Source organism: Sphingomonas sp. Y38-1Y (assembly GCF_032391395.1).
Classification (GTDB): domain Bacteria; phylum Pseudomonadota; class Alphaproteobacteria; order Sphingomonadales; family Sphingomonadaceae; genus Sphingomonas.
Genome location: NZ_CP135916.1, coordinates 950,213 through 972,716, shown reverse-complemented (window position 1 = coordinate 972,716; position 22,504 = coordinate 950,213). Strand labels below are relative to the sequence as shown.

Here is a 22,504-nt window from a genome sequence, read left to right as displayed (position 1 = left end):
CGACGGCTACTCAGGACGAACGGTGAAGGGGGTAGCGGTGAGCCGCCCCCATCACCCCGCCGCCAGCTCCATCACCAGCTGCGCCTCGCGCACCGGCGCGAAGCTTCGCCGGTGGATCGGGGTCGGCCCCAGCCGCTTGAGCGCATCGCGATGCTCGGGCGCGGCATAGCCCTTGTTCGACGCCCAACCGTACCCCGGCCACGCCGCGTCATAGTCGCGCATCAGCGCGTCGCGATGCTCCTTGGCGACGATCGAGGCCGCGGCGATCGACAAGCAGCGCGCGTCGCCGCCCACCACCGCCTCGCTCGACCAGGTCCATTTGGGACAGCGATTGCCATCGACCAGCACCATCGCCGGCGCGATCCCCAGCGCCTCGACCGCGCGGGTCATCGCCAGCATCGTCGCCCAGAGGATGTTGAGCTCGTCGATCTCCTCGACGCTGGCGATCCCCACGCCCACGCGCGCACAGCCGAGCAGCGCCGCCGCCAGCTCCGCCCGCCGCGCCGCGGTCAGCACCTTGGAGTCGTCCAGGCCCGGCGGGATGCAGGCCGGATCGAGCACCACCGCCGCCGCGACCACCGGCCCGGCGAGCGGCCCCCGCCCCGCCTCGTCAACGCCCGCGACGGGGCCGACGTGCCGCGCTTCCATCAGGAAATCAGGCATCGGCCAGCCGCCACGGCGGAAAGCGCCGCATCTCGCCCGCCTGATAGAGGCAGACGATGTTGCCCGACGGGTCGGCCAGCCGCGCCTCGCGCCAGCCCCATTGCTCGTCACGCGGCTCCTGCGTGAAGGTCAGGCCCTGCGCCTTCAGATAGGCGGCGGTGAGGTCGAGGTCGCCGCACTCCAGGAACACCACCGGCGCGGGCAGCTCCTCCTCCGCCTCCAGGCTCAGCGTCGCGCCGCCCTCTGTCTCGAACCGGGCATAGCGCTCGTCGGCGCGGACAATCTGGCGAAGCCCGAGCAGCCGCCAGAAATGCTCGCTGGCGCTCAGGTCGCGCGTCGGCAGCGTGACGTGGTTCAGCATCGGCGACCAGCGCGACTGGTTCAGGTCGAGCCGCACCGCCTGTTGCGCCATCGGCCCATGCCCCTGCCCCAGTCCGGCGGCGTCGAGCATCGCGATCCGCACGAACCGGCGCGCGCGCGCCACCGCCTCGGGCAGCGACCAGTCCTTGGCGAGCTCGCACGCGATCGCCGTCGACAGCGTGCAGCCGGTGCCGTGCGTCGCCTCGCCGTCGATGCGCGGATCGGTCCATTCGACCTCGGGCGCGACGCCCCCGAGTTCAGTATTGGCGCTTGCCGTCTGGAACAGCCGGTCGGTGACCTGCCGCCCCTTGGCATGGCCGCCCTTGACCAGCACCGCGCGCCCGCGCCGCTTGACCAGGCTCCGCGCCGCCTCGCGCTGCGCGGCCTTGTCGAGGATGCTCATCCCCGACAGCGCTTTCAATTCGGGCAGGTTCGGCGTGGTCACCGTCGCGACGCGCATCAGCCGCTCGAACGCCGCCACCGTCGCCTCGTCGGCCAGCGTGGCGCCTGACGTGGCGACCATCACGGGATCGAACACGATCGGCAGTCCCGGCAGCTCGGCCAGCCGCTCGGCCAGCGCCGCCGCGGTCCGGGCGGAGCCGATCATCCCGATCTTGACCGCATCGACGCCGATATCGCGGATCGTGCAGTCGATCTGCTGGAGCACCATCTCGGTCGGAATGGGGTGGACCGCATCGACGCCCAGCGTGTTCTGCGCGGTGATCGCGGTGATCGCCGTCATCGCGTGCGCGCCCAGCATCGTCGCGGTCTTGATATCCGCCTGGATGCCCGCGCCGCCGCCGCTGTCGGAGCCTGCGATGATGAGGATGCGCGGCGTCATCCGCGGTGCCGCCGCTCGGTGGCGGCGGGATGCCGCTTCAGCCGATCCCCGGTCCGCGTCGGCCGGTCGGCAAGCTCGCCGCCGCAATTGGGACAACGCTCGTCCAGCACATCGGCGCATTCGGCGCAGAACGTACATTCAAACGAACAGATGAAGGCGCCATGCGCCTGGGGCGGCAGGTCGGTGCCGCAGCGCTCGCAATCGGGCCGCATCTCCAGCATCGCGTCTCCATCGCGCCACTCGCTGCGCTTGGCAAGCCGGACGACTTGGTGTCTGTTGCCACCAACGACCAAAGGGGGATTGCCATGCGTTTCGCGTTTCTTGCCGCCACCGCCGCGCTCGTCTGCACCGCGCCCACCACCGCGCAGCAGGCACCCGCCCCGGCCGCGCAGCAGGCGCCCGCCCCGGCCGCAAGGCCGACGCAGAAGGTCCGCTACATCCATGCCGGCGCCTTGCTCGCCCGCCCCGGCGAGCGTGCGCGCGGAATTTCGACGATCGTCGTCCGCGACGGCAAGATCGCGGAGGTCCGCGACGGCTTCGCCGCGCCGGAGGGCGGGGCTGAGCTCATCGACCTCAAGGACCAGTATGTCCTGCCCGGCTTCATCGACATGCACGTCCATTTTTATTCGTCGGGCTATCCGCTGAAGGAGCGGCTGGAGGGATCGACCCGGGATCTGGAGGACCAGTTCGTCGGCGCGATGGACTCGGCACGGCGGACGCTCGACGCGGGCTTCACGACGGTTCGTGATCTGGGCGGCGAGCCGCGCGGCATCCGCGCGCTGCGCGACGGGATCGAGCGGGGCGAGATCGTCGGGCCGACGATCGTCAATGCCGGTCGCATGATCTCCGTCACCGCCGGCCACGGCGACGCCAACGGTCTTCGCCGAGAGCTTGCCCATGTCGAGCGCGAACAGTCGCCGGAGCTCTGCAACGGTCCCGACGATTGCCGCCGCGCCACCCGCGAGCAGATCTTCACCGGCGCGGAGGTCATCAAGTTCGCGGCGTCGGGCGGCGTCGGCTCCAACATCGCTGGCGGGCTCGAGGCGCAGATGACCTTCGACGAGATGAAGGCGATCGTCGACACTGCCCACGCCTTCCGCCGCAAGGCGACGGCGCACGCGCACGGCAAGTCGGGCATCGACACCGCGATCCGCGCCGGCGTCGATTCGATCGAGCACGGCAGCTATATCGACGACGAGACGATCGCGCTGTTCAAGTCGAAGGGCGTGTACCTCGTCCCGACCATGCACGCCTTCGAAAGCGTCATCCGCCAGGGCCGCGCGGGTGAGCGCCCCGCCGCGAGCGTCGCCAAGGCGGAGCAAGTGGCCAAGGTGGTCAAGGAAAGCCATCGCCGCGCCTTTGCCAGCGGCATGAAGATCGCCTTCGGCACCGATTCGGGCGTCGGCCCGCACGGCACCAACGCGCTCGAATTCCAGTACATGACCCAGGTCGGCATGGACCCCGCCCGCGCAATCCGTGTGGCGACGATCGACGCGGCGACCTTGCTCGGCCGCGCCGACCGCATCGGCTCGATCGAGGTCGGCAAGGACGCCGACATCATCGCAGTCGCGGGCGACCCGGTGGCGGACGTGACGCGGCTCCAGACCGTGCCGTTTGTGATGCGCCGCGGCGTCGTCCACAAACTGGCCGGGCAGCACACGGTGTTCCCGACGGAGTAACCCTCCCCGTCATCCCGGGCCTGACCCGGGATCCCGCTTCTTCGTCTACCCACCAACGGAAAGAAGAAGCGGGACCCCGGATCAAGTCCGGGGTGACGAAGGATTTCATTGACCTACCGCAGCGCGGTTGCGCGGCGGCCCCGATGCGCTATTCGCCGCCCCCTGATTCACCATAGCCAATCCAGGGACATCATGACCGACAACATTTCCGCCGAGCAGCTTCGCCTCCTGATCGAGCGCGTCGAGCGGCTCGAGGAAGAAAAGAAGGGCATCAGCGACGACATCAAGGACGTCTATGCCGAAGCCAAGTCGACCGGGTTCGACGTCAAGACGATGAAGACGATCGTCCGCCTTCGGAAGATGGAGAAGCATCACCGCGACGAGGCGGAGATGCTGCTGGAGACGTACAAGACCGCGCTGGGTCTCGTCTGATCCGATGGACGCGGCGCACGCCGTCGAGGCCGCCCGCACGCTGCTGACCCGCGGCGGGAGCAACCTCGACGCCGAAGAGCGCCGCGTCCTCGACAGCATCGAGGCGGGCACCCTCGTCGCGCGCGATGCGGGCGACGAGGCGGATCTGCGCTCCAGCTTCGGCGACCGCCTGGCCGACCGGGTCGCCGCAGTCGGCGGCTCCTGGGGCTTCATCATCGCCTTTTCGTGCGTGCTGCTCGGCTGGATGCTCCTCAATTCGGAAGTGCTCGGTCGTCTCGGCCTTGCCTTCGACCCCTATCCGTACATCTTCCTCAACCTGATGCTCTCGACGCTCGCCGCGGTGCAGGCGCCGATCATCATGATGAGCCAGAACCGCCAGGCCGCGAAGGATCGCGTCGCCGCCAGCCTGGATTACGAGACCAACCTGCGCGCCGAGCTCGACATCCTGCGGCTCCACCACAAGCTCGACCATGCGGTGCTCGCGCGGCTGGAGGCGCTGGACGCCAAGCTCGACGCACTGTCGGCGCGCCTCCCCTCTTGAGCACGGGGCCGCTTCCCGGCTAGGACGCCGCCCCTATCGTCCAGGGCGGCATCGAACCGGAAGCGCGACATGGCAGGCCACAGCAAGTTCAAGAACATCATGCACCGCAAGGGTGCGCAGGATAAGAAGCGCTCCTCGCTCTTTTCCAAGCTTTCCCGCGAAATCACCGTCGCGGCCAAGATGGGCACGCCCGATCCCGACATGAACCCGCGCCTGCGCGCCGCGGTCAATGCCGCCAAGGCGCAGTCGATGCCCAAGGACAATATCCAGCGCGCGATCGACAAGGCCTCGACCGCCGACACCGATAATTACGAGGAAATCCGCTACGAGGGCTTCGGCCCCGGCGGCGTCAGCCTCATCATCGAGGCGCTGACCGACAACCGCAACCGCACCGCCACCAACGTGCGCACCGCGGTTTCGAAGAACGGCGGCAATCTCGGCGCATCGGGCTCGGTCAGCCACGGTTTCGACCGGATGGGCCTCATCAACTATCCCGCGACCGCCGGCGACGCCGAAAAGGTGTTCGAGGCGGCGCTTGAGGCCGGTGCCGAGGACGTGGCCTCCAGCGAGGACGGCCACGAGATCTGGACCGCACAGGATGCGCTGCACGAGGTCGCCAACGCGATCACCCCGGTGCTCGGCGAGCCCGAAGGCGCCAAGCTCGCCTGGCGCCCGCAGACGATGGTCGCGGTCGGCGAGGACGAGGCGGGCCAGCTCTTCAAGCTGATCGACGCGCTCGACGACGACGACGACGTCCAGACCGTCTGGGGCAATTACGAAGTCTCCGACGAGGTCATGGAGAAGCTGGGTTGACGGACGTCCTCCCCGGCATGGGGAGGATCTAGGGTGCTGATCCTCGGCCTCGACCCCGGGCTCGGCACCACCGGCTGGGGGTTGATCGAGGCGAACGGCAATCGCCTCTCGCACCGCGCGAATGGACGACTCAAGACCGACACCAGCGCGCCCTTACCCAACCGGCTCGCGCATCTCGACATGATGCTGACCGCGCTCGTCGCCGACCACGCCCCCGCGGCGGCGGCGTGCGAGGAAGTGTTCGTCAACGCCAACGCGCAATCGACGCTCAAGCTCGCCCAGGCGCGCGGCGTCGTGCTCGCGAACGCCGCGCGCGCCGGGCTGATCGTCGGCGAATACGCCCCCACCCTCGTCAAGCAGGCGGTGGTCGGCACCGGCCGTGCCGACAAGGCACAGGTCCACGGGATGGTCTCCCGCCTGCTTCCCGGCACGACGATCGACGGCCCCGATGCCGCCGACGCGCTGGCAGTGGCGATCTGCCACGCGCATCACCTGGCGAGCGCACGGCGCGGGGCGTGAGATCGGGCCGAGCGGCCAACGTCACACGCCACCCGCCTCCCGTTCGCCCTGAGCTTGTCGAAGGGCGTGCCGCTTGCGACACCGGCTTCGACCGGCTCAGCGCGAGCGGTCGCCGGCCTCAGTTCTTCGGCAGCGTGGCCGGATTCACATTCTGTCCCAAGTTCAACAGAAACGCCGGACCCATCTCGATCACCTGCTTGGCGCCCGCTAGTTGCAGAGAAATGCGTGCCTTGCCCGCGGCGAATGCCTGGGCCGACACGCCCGAGGCGTAGTAGCGCTTCCAGCCCGAGCCGACCTGCACCGTCTCCGCGGCGACCGGCGTATAGGGCGCCTCCGCCCCGCCGGCGCCGATCGGCACCGGCACCGTCGTCCCCGCCGCCGCATCGGGCGCGCGCAGGAACACCATGACGAGCAGCGTATCGCCCGCTGCCACCGGCTTGATCGCGGGATAGGAGGCGCCTGCGTCCCATGGGTTCGCGCCCGCCTTGGCCACCTGGACGCGCACGGCCTGGCCGCCGGGCAGTTCGGCGGCGGGCACCTGCTTGGCCCTCTGGTTGGGGCCATAGACTTCCCAACCGATGCCGGGCTGGTTGATCGCCTTGTCGAAGATGCTGGGCTGCGCGGGCGTCGCCGTCTGTGCACCGACCGACGCGAGCGGCAGCAGCGCAGCCGCGAATACCAAAGCCTTCATGATCTCTCCCCCGTCGCGGCGGCCGGCTTGGTGCCGATCCGCTCACCCGGTCAGGCTAGCTCGGCCCGGAAGAGGAGAAAAGCCTTGGTCCGCGATCAGGCGCGCCAGCCGAGGCCCAGCGCCTTTTGCAGCGCCACATAATCCGCGGTCATCGCCGCCGTCGCCTCGACCAGCGACTGTTCGGCGGCGGTGCGCTGACGCTCGGCATCCAGCGTGTCGATCAGCGTCGACACGCCGGCGCGATAGCGCTGCTGCATCAGCGCCGCCGCGCGATCCGCCGTGGCCTTCGATCGCGCTGCCGCCGCAACCGTGCCCCGTCGCGCAGCATAGCGCGACAGCGCGTCTTCGGCATCGCGCAGCGCGGTCAGCACCGCGGCCCGATACTGCGCCGCCGCCTCGTCGCGCTGCCCTTCGGCCTGGCCGAGCCGCGCGGCGTTGCGGCCGAAGTCGAGCGCGTTCCACTGGAGCCTGGGCGCGGCAATGCCCACCAGGTTGCTCGGATCGAACAGGTCGCCGGGATCGGTCCCGCCGATACCGATCAGCCCGAGGAAGCTGATGCGCGGCATCGCCGCCGCCTTGGTCAGCCCGATCTGGGCGGTGCGCTGCGCCAGCACGCGCTCGGCGGCGCGGACGTCGGGGCGTCGCTCGAGCAGCTGCGCCGGATCGCCGACATCGACGCGCGCGGGCGGCAGCGGCACGGGGCGCGGGCTCGCGAGCTCGGCGTCGAGCGTGCCCGGCGCCTCGCCCACCAGCACCGCCAGCGCATTGAGGAAGGCATCGCGCTCGGCGTCGATCGGCACGATCGCCGCGTCACTTTCGACCACCAGCCCGCGCAGCCGCTCGACATCGAGCTGGCTGGCGGTACCCGCGCGGAAGCGCTGCTCGGTCAGCGCCAGCATCCGCCGCCGCGTCTCTGCCGTCGCGCGGCCGAGCTCCAGGCGCCGCTGGCGATCGCGCAGGTTGACATAGGCGCTGGCGACCTCGGCGCTCAGGCTCACCTGCGCGTCGGCGACCTGCGCCTCGGCGGCGCCGACGCTCGCGCGTGCGGCCTCCTCGCGGCGCTTCTGACCGCCGAACAGGTCGATCTCCCAGCTCGCGTCGAAGCCGACATTGTAGAAGTCGACGCCGGTCGTGCCCCCGCCGGACCCGCCCCCACCCTCGCCGCCACCACCGGTCAGCCCGCCCTCGGGCAACTCGGCGCGCAGATAGGTGCCCTGAACATTGGCGTTTGGCAGTCCGTTGGCGCGGTCGAGGCGCAGCGACGCGCGCGCCTGGCGAAGCCGCGCCTCGGCCACCGCCACGCTGGGATTGGCGGCCAGCGCGCGATCGACGAGCGCGTCGAGCTGCGGGTCGTTCAGCCCCTTCCACCAGTCGGCGACGGCGGGCGTCGCGACCGACGCATCGCCGCCGCGCGCGAACGCCGCCGGCGCCGCCACCGCGCCGGCGCTTTTCGGGCCGTCATAGTTCGGGCCGACGGTGCAGGCGGCGAGCGCGGCCAGCGAGACGAGCGAGAGATACTTGCGCATGGATGCCTCAGTGCATCGCGGCCATCGGCCCCTTGGGCAGCGGTCGCAGGAACAGGACGAGCGGGACGGAGCAGGCGATCAGCACCGTCAAAAGGACGAAGATGTCGTTGTAGGTCATCACCAGCGCCTCGCGCTGGATGGTGCCCGCCAGGGTGCGGAGCGCCGCGTCGGGACTGCCGAACGACTGGGTCAGTCCGGCGAGATAGCCCTGCGTCGCTTCCGAATTCGCCGGCATCGATTCCTCGATCCGGCGGCTGTGCAGCCACATGCGCTGGTCCTGCACGGTCGCGATCCCGGCCAGCGCCAGCGATCCGCCCAGGTTGCGGACGGCGTTGAACAGCCCGGCGGCATCGCCCGCATCCTCGCGCGGGACCGACGCGATCGCCGCCTGATTGAGGAACAGAAAGCCGAAGATCGTGCCGACGCCGCGCAACAGCTGCGATTCCACGAAGTCCCCGCCCACCGCGTCGGCCGTCAACGTCGTGTCGATCCAGCAGCTATACGCCATGATCGTCAGCCCGACGCCGACCGCGATGCGGATGTCGAGCTTGCGGATCAGGATCGGCGTGAACGGCATCAGGAACAGGCTAGGGATGCCCGACAACAGCACGATCTGGCCCGCCTGGAGCGCGTTGTAATTGGCGATGGCCGCCAGGAACTGCGGGATGACATACGCGGTGCCGTAGAGCATCATGCCCAGCACCACGCCCATGATCGCCACCGCGCCGAACTGACGATCGAGCAGCAGCTTGAGCTTGATGACCGGCCGCCGAGCGACGAACTGGCCCGCGAACAGGCAGGCAAAACCGATGGCCGACAGGATCGACAGCTCGATAATCTCGCGACTCTCGAACCATTGCTCGCGCTGGCCCTCTTCCAGGACGACGGTCAGACAGCCGAGCCCCAGCGCTAGGCCGATGATGCCCAGCCAGTCCGCGTTCGCCAGCTCCTCGATATGCGCCTTCTGGTGCGGCAGTCCGACGAGCAGCAGCGTGACAAGCACGACGCCGACCGGCAGGTTGAGGAAGAAGGCATAATGCCAGCTCACATTCTCCGTCAGCCAGCCGCCGATCAGGGGCCCCAGCAGCGGTCCCAGGATGACGACGACGCCGAACAGCGCATTGCCGATCGGCTGCTGATGCCGCGGAAGGCGCGTTGCGATGATCGTCATCGCGGTCGGGATCAGCGCGCCGCCGGTGATCCCCTGCCCCGCGCGGCCAATGATCATCGTCGTCAGGTCGCCGGCGACACCGCAGACCATCGAGAAGATCGTGAACAAGGTCGCCGCGACCAGCAGGAAGGTGCGCAATCCGAACACGCGCGACAGCCAGGCGGCCATCGGGATGATGACGATCTCGGCAACGAGGTAGCTCGTCGCGATCCACGTTCCTTCGGTCCCGCTCGCGCCGATCTCGCCCTGGATGGTCGGCAGCGCCGAGTTGACGATCGAGATGTCGAGCGTCGCCATCATCGCGCCCAGGCTGCCCGCCGCGACGGCGAGCCAGGCGGTCGCGTCGGCGTTGGGCTCGGCTTGCGGCGCGGGGGTCGCCGGTGCCGACGGGTCGGCGGTGGCTGCGCTCACCGGCGGGTCACCTTTTCGTTATGCGCCTCCTGCTCCTTGGCGATACGATCGGCGGCGTCGCGGGCGGAGCGCGTGTCGACGCTCACCTCGACCGACATGCCGGGCACCATCAGCGCGCGCGTCGCGGGTCCGGGATAGAGCGCGATGCGGACCGGCACGCGCTGGACGATCTTGGTGAAGTTGCCCGTCGCGTTCTGCGGCGGGAGGACGGAGAATTGCGCGCCGGTGCCGGGGGCGATGCTGGCGACGCGGCCGGGGATGTCGACGCCCGGCAGCGCGTCCACTTCGATGTGGACGGGCTGACCAACGCGCATCAGACCGAGCTGCGTCTCCTTGAAGTTCGCCTCGATATAGAGCTCGGTGGTCGGCACCACCGACATCAGCCGCGTCCCGCCCTGGACGAACTGGCCGACGCGCACCGTCTTGTCGCCGACACGCCCGTTGATCGACGCGCGGATCAGCGTCGCACCGACATTGGTCTCGGCGGCGGCAAGCTGCGCCCGCGCGCCCTCGCCCTGCGCCAACGCCTGTTGGACCTGAGCGCGCAGCGTGCCGACGCGGCGCTGCGCGGCGGCAAGCGCGGCGCGCGACGCGGCGACGCGGGCATTGGCCTGGCGCGCCTGATTGCGCAGCGTCGCGACACGCTCACGCGTCTCGGCACCGCTCTCGGCAAGCGGCGCGTACCGCGCGACCTCGTTGTTGGCGAAGCTCGCATCGGTCTGCGCGGCAACCAAGTCGGCCTGAGCGCGGGCGATCGCCGCCTGTTGCTCGTCGATCTGCGCCTCGACCCCGCGGGCATTGGCGCGTGCGACGGCGATCTGCGCCTCGCTCTGCTGTGCCTGTGCGCGATAGTCGCGCGCGTCGATCGCGACCAGCGGATCGCCCGCCTTCACATTCTGGTTCTCGGCGACGAATACCCGGTCGACATAGCCCGATACCTTGGGCGCGACGGTGACCGAGTCGGCCTGAACATAGGCATCGGTCGTCGACTGCTGGAACTTGCCATAGCTCTGATAGCGCAGGAACCACAGCAGACCGCCGACCAGCACCACCGCCAGCATGATGAGGATGATGAGCTTCGCGCGCCGCTTCTTCGCAGGGCTCGCCGGGGCGGCTGCGGTGTCGTCGGGGGCGGTTTGGTCGGCTGCGATATCGGCCACGGCAGATGCCTTCAGAAAAATTGTGTCGAGTCGTTGCTGCCCATGTGCTCGCGCTTGCAGCATAGCGCAAGACCATATATTGAGGCACCTCATGAATTATCGATGCGACGATCTCGCCCGCCTGCTTGCCGGCACCTACATGCGGCTCCACCGCAAGCTCGACGCCGCGATGGCGGCGGAGGGGGCGTCGCTCGCGCGTACCAAGATGCTGCTGATGATCCAGAAGCAGGCGGGCGAGGCACGCGCCGCCGATCTGGCCGCCTGGCTCAACCAGGCGCCGCGCACCGTGACCGAGGCGCTCGACGGCCTTGAGCGCGACGGGCTGATCGCGCGCATCGCCGATCCCAGCGACCGGCGCGTCAAGCGCGTGACGATCACCGAAGAAGGCGAGCGCGCGATCGCCGCGACCGAGCCGCTGCGCCAGCGGCTGACCACCGACTTGTTCGGCCCCCTCTCCGACGATGAACGCAACGCGCTCGGCGCCACGCTCGAAAAGCTGATCCAGCGGCTCGACCTCGACCCCTCTTGCACGCTGTCGCGTCCATGATACCCTCCGCCATTCCGACCGCGATCAATCGCGGCGGGGTGGAGAGGTGCGATGGAACGGATCGGCGCAGAATTGTGCCAATGCCGCTTCGGCATGCTTTGCGGGATGAGCGGTGCCGCGCTCGCGATCCTGGGCACGGTGTTCGTCGCCCTGACCTGATCGACGCGGCGATCGTCCCCCGGATGACCGAGGGCGGTTGACATCACCGGCCGGGTAACGGCCAAGCAGGCCCTCCGACCCTCTGGAGGAGGCACCCCTTTCCATGGCCATGTCGCGACGCTCGCTGCTGATGCGCGGGGCAGCACTCGCCGCGCTCGCGGGCAGCCGCGTGTCGGCACAGGTGGTGCCCGACCCCGACGAGGCCGAGGAAACGCCCTCGCCCGCCGAACCGCGCCGCGCCGTCGTCCGCGGTCTTTCGGCGCCGATCGAGATCGTCGACGACCGCTGGGGCGTCCCGCACATCCGTGCCGACAGCGTGCCCGACGCCTTTTTCGGGCAGGGCTATGCCGTCGCACGCGATCGGCTGTTCCAGGTCGATTACGAATATCGCCGCGGCCAGGGCCGCCTCGCCGAAGTCATGGGTACGGCCTATGTCGCCAGCGACACGCGCGCCGCGCTCGGTCGCTTCCGCGGCGACGTCGCGGCCGAGATCGCCGCCGTCCCTGCCGACGTTCGCGCCTGTGCGGAGGCGTATGTCGCGGGCATCAACGCACGCATCGCGGAGGTGGCGGTCGACCCATCGCTGCTCCCCGCCGAGTTCGCGATCCTCGGCTACAAGCCGCTCGCCCAATCGCTCGCCGACCTCGTCGCCGCGCGTGAACTGACGGCGGGCAACATCGACGACGAGGTGCGCCGCTCGCGCCTCGCCGCCGCTGGCGCGCTCGACCTCGAGCAACTGATCGCGCCGCCGCGCCCCGCCCGCGCGATCGCGTTCCGCGAAGGCCTCGATCCGGCCAAGGTCGGCGAGGCCGATCTCGGCATCTTCGGCAACGCCCCGCCCCCGCCTGCCGCGGCGGGCAGCAACGCTTGGACGATCGCGCCCTCGCGAAGCGCGACCGGGCGCCCGATCCTCGCCAACGATCCGCATCTGTCGATCGGCGGCTTCCCGCCGCGCCACGTCGCGCATCTGAGCGCCCCCGGTCTCGACGTGATCGGCGGCGGCGCACCCGGGCTTGCCGGGATCATGCAGGGGCATACCGACCGCTTTGCGTTCGGGCGCACCAACAGCCATATCGACCAGTCCGACCTCTACATCCTCGACCTCAACCCAGTCGATGCCGAGCGTTACTGGCATCGCGGCCGCTGGAAGACGTTCGAGCGACGCGAGGTGACGATCGCCGTCCGCGGCGCACCGCCGCGAAAGGCAGTGCTGCGCTACAGTGTCCAGGGTCCGGTGATCGCGCACCATCCGGCACTCAACCGCGCCACCGCGCTCGCCCACGTCTCGCAACGGCCGGGCGCCAGCGGCGTGTTCGCGATGATCGCGATCAATCTCGCCCGCGACTGGCAGGGATTGCAGGCGGCGTTCCGGCTCCATCCTTCCCCCACCAACTTCCATTACGCCGATGTCGGCGGGCGCATCGCGTGGCGCATCATCGGCTTCGCGCCGCGTCGCATGGGCGGGCATGACGGGATGACCCCCGCGCCGGGCGACGGCCGCTATGACTGGGAAGGGCTGCTGGCGATCGAGCAGTTGCCGAGCGTCGTCGATCCCAGGTCCGGCTGGTTCGCCAGCGCCAACCAGGACAATTTGCCCAAGGACTACAAGCCGATCCTGGCCTACACCTTTCGCGAGCCGTGGCGGTACGCGCGCGTGGCCGAGGTGCTGGAGAGGCAGCCCAAGCACTCGCTCGCCGACTCCGCTGCGCTGATGCAGGACGTCGCGTCCGCCCCCGCCCGCCGGCTCGCGGCGCTGGTGCCCGAAAGCGTCCCGCCCGCGGCCGAGGCGGCGGCGGCGATGCTGCGCGGCTGGGACGGGCGGCTGGGCGCCGACAGCGCGGCGGCGGCACTTTACGAACTGACGCTCGCCGATCTCGAGGATCGCCTCATCAACATCGTCGTGCCGATCGAGCACCGGCCGCTGGTCCCCGGCTTCGAGATCGGCGCGATGCTGTCGCTGCTGGAGACGCCGGACAAGCGGCTCGGCCCCAATCCCAGGGGCTCGCGCGACCTGATCGTTGCGATGGCGCTGGCGGCCGGGTGGGAAGAGGCGGAGCGGCGACTCGGCCCCGAGCCGGCGCTGTGGCGATGGGGCAACCTTCACGACGTCACGATCGCCCATCCGCTCGCCCGCCGCTTTCCCGCGATCGGTGAAGCGTTCCCGCGGATCGAGGCCGGCGGCTCCGGCGGCGATTATACGACGGTCAACGCGCGCTGGGTGGCCAGCGACTTCGGCGTCGCCGGCGGCGCTAGCTATCTCCAGGCGATCGACGTCGGTCAGTGGGACGACAGCCTGTTCCTCAACCTGCCCGGCCAGTCCGCCGATCCCGCCAGCCCGCATTATGCCGACATGGCCCAGCCTTGGATCGAAGGACGCATGCTCCCCCTCGTCTTCAGCCGCGAGCGGGTCGACGCCGAAGCGGCGGCGCGGACGATCCTGACCCCCGCCTAAAATCGGTATGGCCCTCGCGCTGGCACCCCGGCGGCGAAAGGCGTACAAGGACGACCCCAAGCCTGAACGCGCGGTCACGGCGCGGAAGCGAAGAAAAGGAACCGGACCGACTTAGGTAGAGGATCAGGACATGGCCATCACGATGGAATCCGCCGCCCTTCCGCGCGGCGTCGAACGGGTGGGTGTACGCCGGATCGGCAGGGCCGATCTCGACTGGGCGCTGGCAGAGGGCTGGCGCGACTTTCGCGAGCGGCGCGGCGACCTGATGTTCCTCGGTCTGATCTATCCCGCGATTTGCGCCGCCGCCGTCATCATCGCGATGAACGATGCGATGCTGCCGCTCCTGTTCCCCGCCGTCGCGGGGCTGTCGATCGCGGGCCCGGCAGTTGCCGCCGGCTTCTACGAACTGGCGCGGCGGCGTGAGGAAGGACGCGAGTCCGACTGGTCGCACTTCTTCGATCCGCTGAAGGGCCGCAGCCGCGGACCGATCCTGGTGCTGACCGCGGTGCTGTTCGGCCTCTTCCTCGTCTGGCTCGCCGCCGCCTATGCGATCTATGCGCTGACCTTTGGGGCAGAGGGGCAGATGCGCGCCGCCGACCTGTTCGGCCGCCTGTTTAGCACACAGGCGGGCTGGGAGATGGTGATCTTCGGCAACCTGGCCGGCCTTGGCTTCGCGATCGTCTCGCTGGTGATCTCGTTCGTCTCCTTCCCGATGGTCGTCGACCGGCCGGTCGATGCGGGAACGGCGCTGCGCACCTCGATCGAAGCCGCGCGGCTGAACCCGGCCGAGACCGCCGGCTGGGGCCTGCGCGTCGCCGCACTGCTCGCGCTCGGCACGATCCCGTTCGCGGTCGGGCTGGCGGTCGTGCTGCCGTGGCTCGGCTACGCCACCTGGCACCTCTACACGCGCGTGGTCGGGCCATGATGAGGGTTGAGCGTCAGCCCCTTTTCGGATAGGGGCCGCCGCTTCCGTGCCGGGGTCATCCCTGGAGGCTCGGCCGGATAATTGGACTAATCATCAGCATTTCGGAGCACCGACATGAGCGATACGCTTAACCTGTCGGCCGAGACGCGCGAGCGGGTTGGCAAGGGAGCCTCCCGCGCGCTTCGTCGTGAAGGCCGCATCCCCGCCGTGATCTACGGCAACAAGCAGGAACCCCTCTCGATCCACGTCGAGGAGCGAGCGCTGAACAAGCTGCTCGGCACCGGCCACTTCATGAACTCGATCGTCATGATCGACGGCGCCGGCCAGGGCTCGATCCGCACCCTGCCCAAGGATGTGACCTTCGACCCCGTCACCGATCGTCCGGTGCACGTCGACTTCCTGCGCATCGCCAAGAACGCGACCGTCACCGTCGCGGTGCCGGTGGTGTTCACCGATGAAGAGGAAGCGCCGGGCATCAAGAAGGGCGCCGTCCTCAACATCGTCCGCCACGAGCTCGAAGTCGTCGTCGACGCCGACAAGATCCCCGAGTCGATCGAAGTGTCGCTCAAGGGCCTGGAAGTCGGCGACACGGTCCACATCTCGGCGGTCACGCTGCCGAACGGCGCCGAATCGGCGATCGAGGATCGCGACTTCACCATCGCCACGATCATCGCCCCGTCGGCGATGAAGGCCGATGTCCAGGAATCGCTGGCTGAAGCCGACGCGCAGGCCGAGGCTGCCGCTGCCGAGCAGCAGGCCGAGGCGGAAGCCGACGCGGCCGAGGCCGATGCGGACGCCGAAGGCGATGCCGAGGGCGGCGAGGAAGAGGCCAAGGGCGAGTAATCGCCCGGCCCTTCCGGCTGGAACCACGGGCGGCGGCCGGATCCCATCGATCCGGCCGCCGCTTTCGTTTGCGCCCTGCGCCGTTCGTCCTGACCCTGTCGAAGGACGTGCCCCACGCACCTCAATCCCGAAGGAACACGTGATGCAGCTCTGGGTGGGCCTCGGCAATCCGGGGCCGCAATATGCGATGCACCGGCACAATATCGGCTTCATGGCGGTCGACGCGATCGCCGAGATCCACGGCTTCTCGGCCCCGCAGAAGAAGTTCCAGGGCTGGCTGCAGGAAGGGCGCATCGGCAGCGAGAAGCTGCTGCTGCTCAAGCCCGCAACCTTCATGAACGAAAGCGGCCGCGCGATCCGCGCCGCGCTCGATTTCTACAAGCTGGGCGTGGAGGCGGTGATCGTCTTCTACGACGAGCTCGACCTCGCCCCCTTCAAGGTCAAGGTGCGCACCGGCGGCGGCGCGGCGGGGCATAACGGCATCCGCTCCGCAATCGCACATGTCGGCCCCGACTTCCGCCGCGTGCGCCTCGGAATCGGCCATCCGGGCCACAAGGACCGCGTGACCGGCTACGTCCTCGGCAACTTCGCCAAGGCAGAGATCGACCCGCTCACCGACCTGCTCGGCGCGCTCGCCGCCGAGGCGTCATGGCTGGCTGCCGGGGACGACACCCGCTTCATGAACGACGTCGCGCTCCGGCTCCAGGACTGAGGCAGCATGTCGGCGCCCGTGGCCGTGGGCGCCGACCCGCCCGGATCAGCGGAAGAACAGGAAATACAGCAGGAGGACGACCGGCAGCGGGACCCCGAACAACCACAACAGACATCCTCGCTTCATCGACCAACCCTCTTGCCCTGCACCGGAATGGCTGCAGTGCCGACATAATGTCCCCACCCACGCTGACGTTCCGACCGGTCCGCCGAATGCCGAACCGTGGCCGCCAGGCGATCATCACCCGCTCGGCACGTGACGGCTGCGGTGAAGCTCCCCCTTCCCCCGCCCCGCCCGGCCGCGCTAAAGCGCCGCGCCATGGACCTGACCGCGCTCGACATCGTCGTTCTGCTTTCGATCGGCGGCGCCGCGGTGCTCGGCGCGATGCGCGGTTTCGTGACCGAAGTCTTGTCGCTGCTCGCCTGGCTGCTCGTCGTGTTTGCGGTGAAGCTGTTCCACGTCCCGCTCGCCGCGATGCTGCTGGGGCCGGTCGGCACCACGTCGGGCGCGGCGGTGCTCGCCTTCGCGCTGATCGTCGGCGTCGTGTGGCTGGGCGGCAAGATGGTGGCGGGCGCGATCGGCAAGCGGACCAAGGCGTCGGTGCTCGGCCCGGTCGACCGCGCGCTCGGCTTCGGCTTCGGCGCGTTGAAGGGACTGATTCTCGTCAGCCTCGCCTTCATCGTCGTGGTGCTCGTCGTCGACACGCTGAACGGCGGCGCGTCGCGGCGCCCGGACTGGATCCGCTCGGCGCGAACCTATCCGCTCCTTAACAACACCAGCGCCAGCATCGCCGACTTCGTCGACCGCCGTCGCCGCGGCGAGCCCGTGTTCAGCCCCGAAACGATGAAGAAGATCGGGCGGTAGCGCCCGGCCACCGCTTGTCCTACATGGGCGGGGTGAGCGCGACCCTCTACAACCAGCAGATCTTGCGGCTCGCCGCCAGCGTGCCGTTCGACACCCGCCTGCCCGAGCCGCACGGCTCGTCGGAGAAGCGCTCGCCCGTTTGCGGCAGCCGCGTCACCGTCGACGTCCGCCTCGACGACGCCGGCCAGGTGGCCGAGATCGGCATGCGCGTGCGGGCCTGCGCACTGGGTCAGGCCGCCGCGGCGCTGATGGCCGAACATGCCGTCGGCAAGTCCGCCGCCGACCTCGCCGAGGCTCGCGACGCGCTCACCGCCTGGCTCGCGGGCAGCGGCCCGGTGCCCGCCTGGCCCGGCCTCGACCTGTTCGAGCCCGCGCTGCCCCACAGCGCCCGTCATCCCTCGGTCCGTCTCGCCTTCGAGGCGGCGACCGAAGCCGCCGAAACCGCCCGCACCCAGGCACCCGCCGGCTGATGGCGGCGCATGGGGGGATGTCGCTGGTCAGTGAATTCGCGCCGCTGTTCGGTGCGGGGCTGGTCTCGGTGCTCGCGTTTCGGCGCATGGGACTGGGCGCGACGCTCGGCTTCCTCGTCGCCGGCGCCGTGGTCGGGCCGCAGGTGCTGGGACTGGTCGGCGACGCCGAAGACAAGCTGACCTTTGCCGAACTCGGCATCACGCTGCTCCTGTTCCTCGTCGGGCTCGAGCTCAGTCCCTCCCGCTTGTGGCAACTGAAGCGCGACATTTTCGGCGTCGGCCTGCTCCAGGTGGTGCTGTGCGGGATCGCCGTCACCGGACTGGCCGGGCTGGGCGCGGGTTTCTCCTGGCCCGCGGCGCTGGCACTCGGGCTTCCGCTTGCGCTCTCGTCGACCGCGCAGGTGTTGCCGATGCTGCAATCGGCGGGGCGCCTGCGGACGCCGTTCGGCGAGCGGGCCTTTTCGGTCCTGCTCTTCCAGGACCTGTCGATCGTCCCGCTCATCACCATCATCGCGGCGCTCAGCCGCAATCCGGCGGACGCCGCGGGGCCGCCGGGCTGGCAGCTCGGCCTCTACACCGTGCTCGCGGTCGCCGGGTTGATCCTGGCGGGCCGCTTCATCCTGGGTCCGTTGTTCCGGCTGATCGGCAATTTGGGCGAACGCGAGATGTTCGTGTTCGCCGGCCTGTTCACCGTTATCGCCGCCGCCGCGATCATGGAGGCCCTCGGGCTCTCGACCGCGCTCGGCGCCTTCGTCGCGGGCGTGATGCTCGCCGACAGCCCCTATCGCCACGAACTGGAGGCAGACGTCGAGCCGTTCCGCTCGATCCTCCTCGGCCTCTTCTTCCTCGCGGTCGGCATGATGCTCGACCTGAGCGCAGTCGCCGCGCGGCCCGGCTTCGTCATCGGCATGGCGCTGGCGCTGGTTGCGGTGAAGGCGGGCGTGATCTTCGCAATCGGCCTCGCCTTCAAGATGTCGTGGCGACAGGCGCTGGCGATGGGCTTGCTGCTCAGCCAGGGCGGCGAGTTCGGTTTCGTCCTCTTTGCCCAGGCGCAGAATGCGTATCTGATCGCGCCCGAAGCGGCGAGCGTGTTTGGCGCGATCGTCACGCTGTCGATGGCGACGACGCCGTTCCTGATGATGTTCACCAAGCGCTTCCGTTCGGAGCCCGCGGCCGGCGACGGCCAGTCGCTCGAGCCGCCACGCCACGACGGCGCCAGTGCGATCGTCGTCGGCTATGGCCGCTTTGGCCAGACGGTCGCGCAGATGCTGATCGCACAGGGCCTGTCGGTGACGCTGATCGACCGCGATCCCGAGATCATCGAGACCGGCGGCAAGTTCGGGATGAAGGTCTACTACGGCGACGGCACGCGCCTCGACCTGCTCCGGCTCGCGGGCGCGGAGGATGCCGAGCTCATCCTCTTCTGCCTCGACGGCGATCAGGTGAGCACCGACCTGCTCGAACTCGTCGCGCACGGCTATCCCGACGCGACGGTCATGACCCGCGTGTTCGACCGCCGCGCGATCATCGCGCTCAAGGATGCGCCCGTCGCCGGGCTGTTCCGCGAAGTCTATGAAAGCGCGATCCAGATGGCGCGCCAGGCGCTGCGCGCGGTCGGCGTGGACGATGGCGAGGTCGACCGGAGCGAGGACGATTATCGCCGCATGGACGCCAAGCGCCTCGGCATCCAGGTGGAAGCCGGCGACATCTATGCCGCGCGCGATGTCGTGTTCAGCCAGGCGCGCCAGCGGAAACTGCGCGAAAAGGCGATCGCCGCGCAGGCGGGGGAGCAACAGGGATGAACCTCCTCGCTGCCCTCGCCGCGCTGTCTGGCGCCCTCGCCATCGCCGCCGGCGCATTCGGCGCGCATGGTGCCAGCGGTCAGGCAGCCGAGTGGCTTCGCACCGGCGGCACCTATCAGCTGATCCACGCCGTCGCCGTGCTCGTCGCGGTCCAGCAGCGCGCGACCGGCGCCGGTTGGGCGATGCTGGTGGGGGCGGCGATCTTTGCCGGCACGCTCTACCTTATGGCGCTCGGCGCGCCGCGCTGGCTGGGCGCGATCACGCCGATCGGCGGGGCGGCGATGATCGCCGGCTGGCTGTGGCTTGCATGGTTGATGCTCCGCCGCTGACCCCTCGACACATTTCGTTCGTGCCACTAACAATCCGCGCACGATGCGTACGGCGAGGATCAAGGAAGCGCTGGCAGCGACCCAGCCGGCAAGCGACGACGCCGACGATATCGGCGAGATCCGCGACATTGTCGGCTTCCACATCCGCCTGGCGTACGGCGCGGTCTATCGCCATTTCACCGAAACCTTCAGCGACCTGGACCTGACACAGAAGCAGGTGTCGGTGCTGTGGCTGGTCGACGACCATCCCGACATCGCGCAGACGGGCCTTGCCCAGCGGATGCGGATGGACCGCGCGACGACGATGGCGATCGTCAACCGGCTGGAGGCGCGCGGATACCTGGTCCGCGGCAAGTCGGCGACCGACGGGCGCAAGCAGACGCTCAACCTGACCACCGACGGCCGCGCCGCGCTCGCCACCGCCAAGCAGGCGGTGCGGGAGCACGAGACCTGGCTCAAGCAGCGCTACACACCGCAGGAAGTCGACACGTTGGTCGAGCTCCTGACACGATTGCACGAATGACGGCACGCCGGACCACCGGCGGCGGCGAGAGGGGATGCGACATGGGTCCAAGAATGGCCATCGAACAGGGCCGCATGAGCGGGTGGCAATGGGCGGCGGTTGCCGTGACCGTCGGGCTCAACGCGCTCGACGGATTCGACGTGCTGTCGATCAGCTTCGCCTCGCCCGGCATTGCCAGGGAATGGGGCACCACGCCGGCGACGCTCGGCTGGATCCTGTCGATGGAGCTGCTCGGCATGGCGATCGGCTCGATCCTGCTCGGCGGGCTTGCCGACATGATCGGTCGGCGGAACACGATCCTCGGTTGTCTCGTCGCGATGACGATCGGCATGTGGGGTGCGGGCCAGGCCGGCGGCGTCGGCACCTTGCTCGCCTGGCGCCTGCTCACCGGCCTCGGCATCGGCGGCATGCTCGCGGCGATCAACGCGGCGGCGGCGGAGTTCGCCAACAAGCGCTGGTATAGCCTCGCCATGGCACTGATGGTGATCGGCTATCCGATCGGCGGCGTGCTCGGCGGGCTGGCAGTGCAGGGCATCCTCGGCTCTGGTGGCCGCTGGCGCGACGTGTTCCACTTCGGCGCGATCGTCACCGCGCTGTTCATTCCCCTCACCTGGTTCCTGGTGCCCGAGACGATCGCCTTCCTCGACCGGCGCCAGCCCGCCGGCGCGCTCGATCGCATCAACCGCAGCCTGCGCCGCTTCGGCCTGGCCGCGGTCGAGGCGCTGAGCCCGCGCGAGGCCGAGGGATCACGCGGGTCGATCGCCGACATCTTCGGCCCCGCGCTGATCCGCACGACCATCCTCATCACCCTCGCCTATTTCGCGCACATCCTCGCCTTCTACTTCGTGCTGAAGTGGGTGCCCAAGATCGTCGTCGACATGGGGTTCGAGGCGCGATCGGCCGCGGGCGTGCTCACCTGGGCCAATGTCGGCGGGGCGAGCGGCGGCGCGCTGTTCGGGCTTGCCGCGATCCGGCTAGGGCTGAAGCGGCTGACGATCATCATCCTGTTCGCCTCGACGCTGCTGATCTTCGCCTTTGGCCAGGTGGCGGGCAATGTCGGGCTGGGCGCGCTGTCGGCGATGGTGCTGGCGACCGGCTTCTTCACCAACGCCGCGATCGTCGGGCTCTACACCTTGTTCGCGCGCGTGTTCCCGACGCATGTGCGGGCGACCGGCACCGGCTTTGCGATCGGCATCGGCCGCGGCGGCGCGGCGCTCGCCCCGATCGCGGCGGGCTATCTGTTCGAGGCGGGGCTGACGCTCGCGACGATCTCGCTTGTCATGGGTCTGGGCTCGACCATCGCCGCGATCGCGCTGATTTTGATGCGCGAAACCGACGCCGAATAGGCGTCAGCGAGGGGCGGCGGCGAGCTGTGCACGCAGGTTGGCGAGTGTCCGCTCGTCGACCGACGCCAGCTCGCCCGGTGCCTTGCCCTTCCGCAACCGCGCGCGATCTTGCTCGCGAGGGTTCACCAGCCGCACGCGCACCGGCGCCGGCCCGCCCCGCCTGAGGCCCAGCACGTCTGCCGCGCCGCGCGACAGGTCGATGATCCGCCGCCGCTCGCTAAACGGCCCACGATCGTTGACGCGCACCACCAGCCGCCGTCCGGTGTCGAGCGCCGTCACCTCGACATAGCTGGGCAGCGGCAGCGTCGGGTGCGCGGCGGTCAGCCATTTCGGCCGGAAGCGCTCGCCATTGGCGGTCCGGTTGCCCGATTCCGACCCGTACCAGCTCGCATAGCCGAGCATGTCGTAGCGCGAGTCGGCCGCGGGGACGTAAGTGACGCCGCGCACGCGGTAGGGCGCACCGATCCTGACCGGAAAGTCGGCCACCGGCCGCCCGCCGGCGCATGCGGATAGGGCGAGAAGCGCGAGCGGGACGAGGCGACGCATGAGCGATGCGATACCCGGCCACTTCCCGCTCGTCACCCCGGACCTGTTCCGGGGTCCACCGTTCCGCGAACCTAGAAGCCGCCGAGAATGCGGCGCGGTGGATGCCGGAACAGGTCCGGCATGACGGTCGTGATTGACGAACCCCAGCCTCTACTAACCCACGTCAAGAACGGCATTTT

24 protein-coding genes are annotated in these 22,504 nt (G+C 69.5%); 16 read left to right on the top strand and 8 right to left on the bottom strand.

Annotated elements, in window-relative coordinates; all coding sequences use genetic code 11:
- Positions 1–51 precede the first annotated feature (51 nt).
- Genes RS883_RS04475 through RS883_RS04465 form a run of 3 tightly spaced genes read right to left on the bottom strand, consistent with a single transcriptional unit; the run spans position 52 to position 2,085 of the window.
- On the bottom strand, positions 52–663 hold the full coding sequence (locus RS883_RS04475; protein ID WP_315763088.1) for a ribonuclease HII: 612 nt from the start codon (positions 661–663) through the stop codon (positions 52–54).
- Positions 656–1,864: a bifunctional hydroxymethylpyrimidine kinase/phosphomethylpyrimidine kinase gene (thiD, locus tag RS883_RS04470; protein WP_315763087.1), complete on the bottom strand. Its 1,209-nt coding sequence runs from the start codon at positions 1,862–1,864 to the stop codon at positions 656–658. Before thiD ends, RS883_RS04475 begins: the two co-directional genes overlap by 8 nt.
- Complete coding sequence (locus RS883_RS04465) at positions 1,861–2,085, bottom strand: DUF1272 domain-containing protein (RefSeq protein ID WP_315763086.1); 225 nt, start codon at positions 2,083–2,085, stop codon at positions 1,861–1,863. The genes thiD and RS883_RS04465 overlap by 4 nt, the downstream gene beginning before the upstream one ends.
- A gap of 84 nt (positions 2,086–2,169) precedes the next feature.
- Between RS883_RS04465 and RS883_RS04460 the strand changes: the two genes are divergently transcribed.
- The 5 genes from RS883_RS04460 to ruvC all read left to right on the top strand — a co-directional run bounded on the left by RS883_RS04460 (position 2,170) and on the right by ruvC (position 5,848).
- Positions 2,170–3,543 carry an amidohydrolase family protein gene (locus RS883_RS04460; RefSeq protein WP_315763085.1) on the top strand — a complete coding sequence of 458 codons (1,374 nt, stop codon included), beginning with the start codon at positions 2,170–2,172 and terminating at the stop codon, positions 3,541–3,543.
- A gap of 192 nt (positions 3,544–3,735) precedes the next feature.
- Complete coding sequence (locus tag RS883_RS04455; protein ID WP_315763083.1) at positions 3,736–3,975, top strand: DUF2312 domain-containing protein; 240 nt, start codon at positions 3,736–3,738, stop codon at positions 3,973–3,975.
- A gap of 4 nt (positions 3,976–3,979) precedes the next feature.
- Positions 3,980–4,516, top strand: a complete 537-nt coding sequence (locus RS883_RS04450; RefSeq protein ID WP_315763081.1) for a DUF1003 domain-containing protein — start codon at positions 3,980–3,982, stop codon at positions 4,514–4,516.
- Between the two features lie 69 nt (positions 4,517–4,585).
- Entirely contained in the window at positions 4,586–5,329 is a 744-nt protein-coding gene (locus tag RS883_RS04445; protein ID WP_315763079.1) for a YebC/PmpR family DNA-binding transcriptional regulator, read from the top strand.
- 33 nt (positions 5,330–5,362) lie between these two features.
- On the top strand, positions 5,363–5,848 hold the full coding sequence (gene ruvC, locus RS883_RS04440; protein ID WP_315763077.1) for a crossover junction endodeoxyribonuclease RuvC: 486 nt from the start codon (positions 5,363–5,365) through the stop codon (positions 5,846–5,848).
- 118 nt (positions 5,849–5,966) lie between these two features.
- Here the strand turns inward: ruvC and RS883_RS04435 are convergent, their stop codons facing one another.
- The 4 genes from RS883_RS04435 to RS883_RS04420 form a co-directional block, all read right to left on the bottom strand.
- On the bottom strand, positions 5,967–6,539 hold the full coding sequence (locus RS883_RS04435; RefSeq protein ID WP_315763075.1) for a hypothetical protein: 573 nt from the start codon (positions 6,537–6,539) through the stop codon (positions 5,967–5,969).
- A 95-nt stretch (positions 6,540–6,634) separates the two neighbouring features.
- On the bottom strand, positions 6,635–8,065 hold the full coding sequence (locus RS883_RS04430) for an efflux transporter outer membrane subunit (RefSeq protein WP_315763073.1): 1,431 nt from the start codon (positions 8,063–8,065) through the stop codon (positions 6,635–6,637).
- A 7-nt stretch (positions 8,066–8,072) separates the two neighbouring features.
- Positions 8,073–9,647: an MDR family MFS transporter gene (locus tag RS883_RS04425; RefSeq protein WP_315763071.1), complete on the bottom strand. Its 1,575-nt coding sequence runs from the start codon at positions 9,645–9,647 to the stop codon at positions 8,073–8,075.
- Positions 9,644–10,807: an HlyD family secretion protein gene (locus tag RS883_RS04420; protein ID WP_315763069.1), complete on the bottom strand. Its 1,164-nt coding sequence runs from the start codon at positions 10,805–10,807 to the stop codon at positions 9,644–9,646. The genes RS883_RS04425 and RS883_RS04420 overlap by 4 nt, the downstream gene beginning before the upstream one ends.
- 91 nt (positions 10,808–10,898) lie before the next feature.
- On the opposite strand from RS883_RS04420, the gene RS883_RS04415 reads away from it, so the two are divergent.
- The 11 genes from RS883_RS04415 (at position 10,899) to RS883_RS04365 (ending at position 21,779) form a co-directional block, all read left to right on the top strand.
- Positions 10,899–11,354 carry a MarR family winged helix-turn-helix transcriptional regulator gene (locus RS883_RS04415; RefSeq protein WP_315763067.1) on the top strand — a complete coding sequence of 152 codons (456 nt, stop codon included), beginning with the start codon at positions 10,899–10,901 and terminating at the stop codon, positions 11,352–11,354.
- A 268-nt stretch (positions 11,355–11,622) separates the two neighbouring features.
- Complete coding sequence (locus RS883_RS04410) at positions 11,623–13,965, top strand: penicillin acylase family protein (RefSeq protein ID WP_315763065.1); 2,343 nt, start codon at positions 11,623–11,625, stop codon at positions 13,963–13,965.
- A gap of 130 nt (positions 13,966–14,095) precedes the next feature.
- A complete protein-coding gene (locus RS883_RS04405) occupies positions 14,096–14,890 on the top strand; it encodes a DUF2189 domain-containing protein (RefSeq protein ID WP_315763063.1) in 795 nt (264 codons plus the stop codon).
- Between the two features lie 114 nt (positions 14,891–15,004).
- On the top strand, positions 15,005–15,733 hold the full coding sequence (locus tag RS883_RS04400; protein WP_315763061.1) for a 50S ribosomal protein L25/general stress protein Ctc: 729 nt from the start codon (positions 15,005–15,007) through the stop codon (positions 15,731–15,733).
- Positions 15,734–15,875: 142 nt separating this feature from the next.
- Positions 15,876–16,445 carry an aminoacyl-tRNA hydrolase gene (pth, locus tag RS883_RS04395; protein ID WP_315763059.1) on the top strand — a complete coding sequence of 190 codons (570 nt, stop codon included), beginning with the start codon at positions 15,876–15,878 and terminating at the stop codon, positions 16,443–16,445.
- Positions 16,446–16,763: 318 nt separating this feature from the next.
- Positions 16,764–17,309: a CvpA family protein gene (locus RS883_RS04390; RefSeq protein ID WP_315763057.1), complete on the top strand. Its 546-nt coding sequence runs from the start codon at positions 16,764–16,766 to the stop codon at positions 17,307–17,309.
- Between the two features lie 32 nt (positions 17,310–17,341).
- Entirely contained in the window at positions 17,342–17,779 is a 438-nt protein-coding gene (locus RS883_RS04385; protein WP_315763055.1) for an iron-sulfur cluster assembly scaffold protein, read from the top strand.
- 17 nt (positions 17,780–17,796) lie between these two features.
- Positions 17,797–19,581: a cation:proton antiporter gene (locus RS883_RS04380; protein ID WP_315763053.1), complete on the top strand. Its 1,785-nt coding sequence runs from the start codon at positions 17,797–17,799 to the stop codon at positions 19,579–19,581.
- Complete coding sequence (locus RS883_RS04375; RefSeq protein ID WP_315763051.1) at positions 19,578–19,910, top strand: DUF423 domain-containing protein; 333 nt, start codon at positions 19,578–19,580, stop codon at positions 19,908–19,910. Before RS883_RS04380 ends, RS883_RS04375 begins: the two co-directional genes overlap by 4 nt.
- A gap of 43 nt (positions 19,911–19,953) precedes the next feature.
- Complete coding sequence (locus tag RS883_RS04370; RefSeq protein ID WP_315763049.1) at positions 19,954–20,433, top strand: MarR family winged helix-turn-helix transcriptional regulator; 480 nt, start codon at positions 19,954–19,956, stop codon at positions 20,431–20,433.
- A 53-nt stretch (positions 20,434–20,486) separates the two neighbouring features.
- The gene (locus RS883_RS04365) at positions 20,487–21,779 is read left to right on the top strand and encodes an MFS transporter (protein WP_315763047.1); all 1,293 of its coding nucleotides are present in this window, start codon (positions 20,487–20,489) and stop codon (positions 21,777–21,779) included.
- Positions 21,780–21,782: 3 nt separating this feature from the next.
- Here the strand turns inward: RS883_RS04365 and RS883_RS04360 are convergent, their stop codons facing one another.
- Positions 21,783–22,325, bottom strand: coding sequence for a septal ring lytic transglycosylase RlpA family protein (locus RS883_RS04360; protein WP_315763045.1), 543 nt, complete (start codon positions 22,323–22,325; stop codon positions 21,783–21,785).
- Positions 22,326–22,504: the final 179 nt, after the last annotated feature.

Coding starts and splice junctions, on each gene's coding strand:
- RS883_RS04365 (WP_315763047.1), top strand. CDS start 20,487: ATGGCCATCGAACAGGGCCGCATGAGCGGGTGGCAATGGGCGGCGGTT.
- RS883_RS04405 (WP_315763063.1), top strand. CDS start 14,096: ATGGCCATCACGATGGAATCCGCCGCCCTTCCGCGCGGCGTCGAACGG.
- RS883_RS04410 (WP_315763065.1), top strand. CDS start 11,623: ATGTCGCGACGCTCGCTGCTGATGCGCGGGGCAGCACTCGCCGCGCTC.
- RS883_RS04360 (WP_315763045.1), bottom strand. CDS start 22,325: ATGCGTCGCCTCGTCCCGCTCGCGCTTCTCGCCCTATCCGCATGCGCC.
- RS883_RS04475 (WP_315763088.1), bottom strand. CDS start 663: ATGCCTGATTTCCTGATGGAAGCGCGGCACGTCGGCCCCGTCGCGGGC.
- RS883_RS04455 (WP_315763083.1), top strand. CDS start 3,736: ATGACCGACAACATTTCCGCCGAGCAGCTTCGCCTCCTGATCGAGCGC.
- RS883_RS04400 (WP_315763061.1), top strand. CDS start 15,005: ATGAGCGATACGCTTAACCTGTCGGCCGAGACGCGCGAGCGGGTTGGC.
- RS883_RS04465 (WP_315763086.1), bottom strand. CDS start 2,085: ATGCTGGAGATGCGGCCCGATTGCGAGCGCTGCGGCACCGACCTGCCG.
- thiD (WP_315763087.1), bottom strand. CDS start 1,864: ATGACGCCGCGCATCCTCATCATCGCAGGCTCCGACAGCGGCGGCGGC.
- RS883_RS04430 (WP_315763073.1), bottom strand. CDS start 8,065: ATGCGCAAGTATCTCTCGCTCGTCTCGCTGGCCGCGCTCGCCGCCTGC.
- RS883_RS04435 (WP_315763075.1), bottom strand. CDS start 6,539: ATGAAGGCTTTGGTATTCGCGGCTGCGCTGCTGCCGCTCGCGTCGGTC.
- RS883_RS04450 (WP_315763081.1), top strand. CDS start 3,980: ATGGACGCGGCGCACGCCGTCGAGGCCGCCCGCACGCTGCTGACCCGC.
- pth (WP_315763059.1), top strand. CDS start 15,876: ATGCAGCTCTGGGTGGGCCTCGGCAATCCGGGGCCGCAATATGCGATG.
- RS883_RS04445 (WP_315763079.1), top strand. CDS start 4,586: ATGGCAGGCCACAGCAAGTTCAAGAACATCATGCACCGCAAGGGTGCG.
- RS883_RS04460 (WP_315763085.1), top strand. CDS start 2,170: ATGCGTTTCGCGTTTCTTGCCGCCACCGCCGCGCTCGTCTGCACCGCG.
- RS883_RS04415 (WP_315763067.1), top strand. CDS start 10,899: ATGAATTATCGATGCGACGATCTCGCCCGCCTGCTTGCCGGCACCTAC.
- RS883_RS04375 (WP_315763051.1), top strand. CDS start 19,578: ATGAACCTCCTCGCTGCCCTCGCCGCGCTGTCTGGCGCCCTCGCCATC.
- RS883_RS04380 (WP_315763053.1), top strand. CDS start 17,797: ATGTCGCTGGTCAGTGAATTCGCGCCGCTGTTCGGTGCGGGGCTGGTC.
- RS883_RS04390 (WP_315763057.1), top strand. CDS start 16,764: ATGGACCTGACCGCGCTCGACATCGTCGTTCTGCTTTCGATCGGCGGC.
- RS883_RS04370 (WP_315763049.1), top strand. CDS start 19,954: ATGCGTACGGCGAGGATCAAGGAAGCGCTGGCAGCGACCCAGCCGGCA.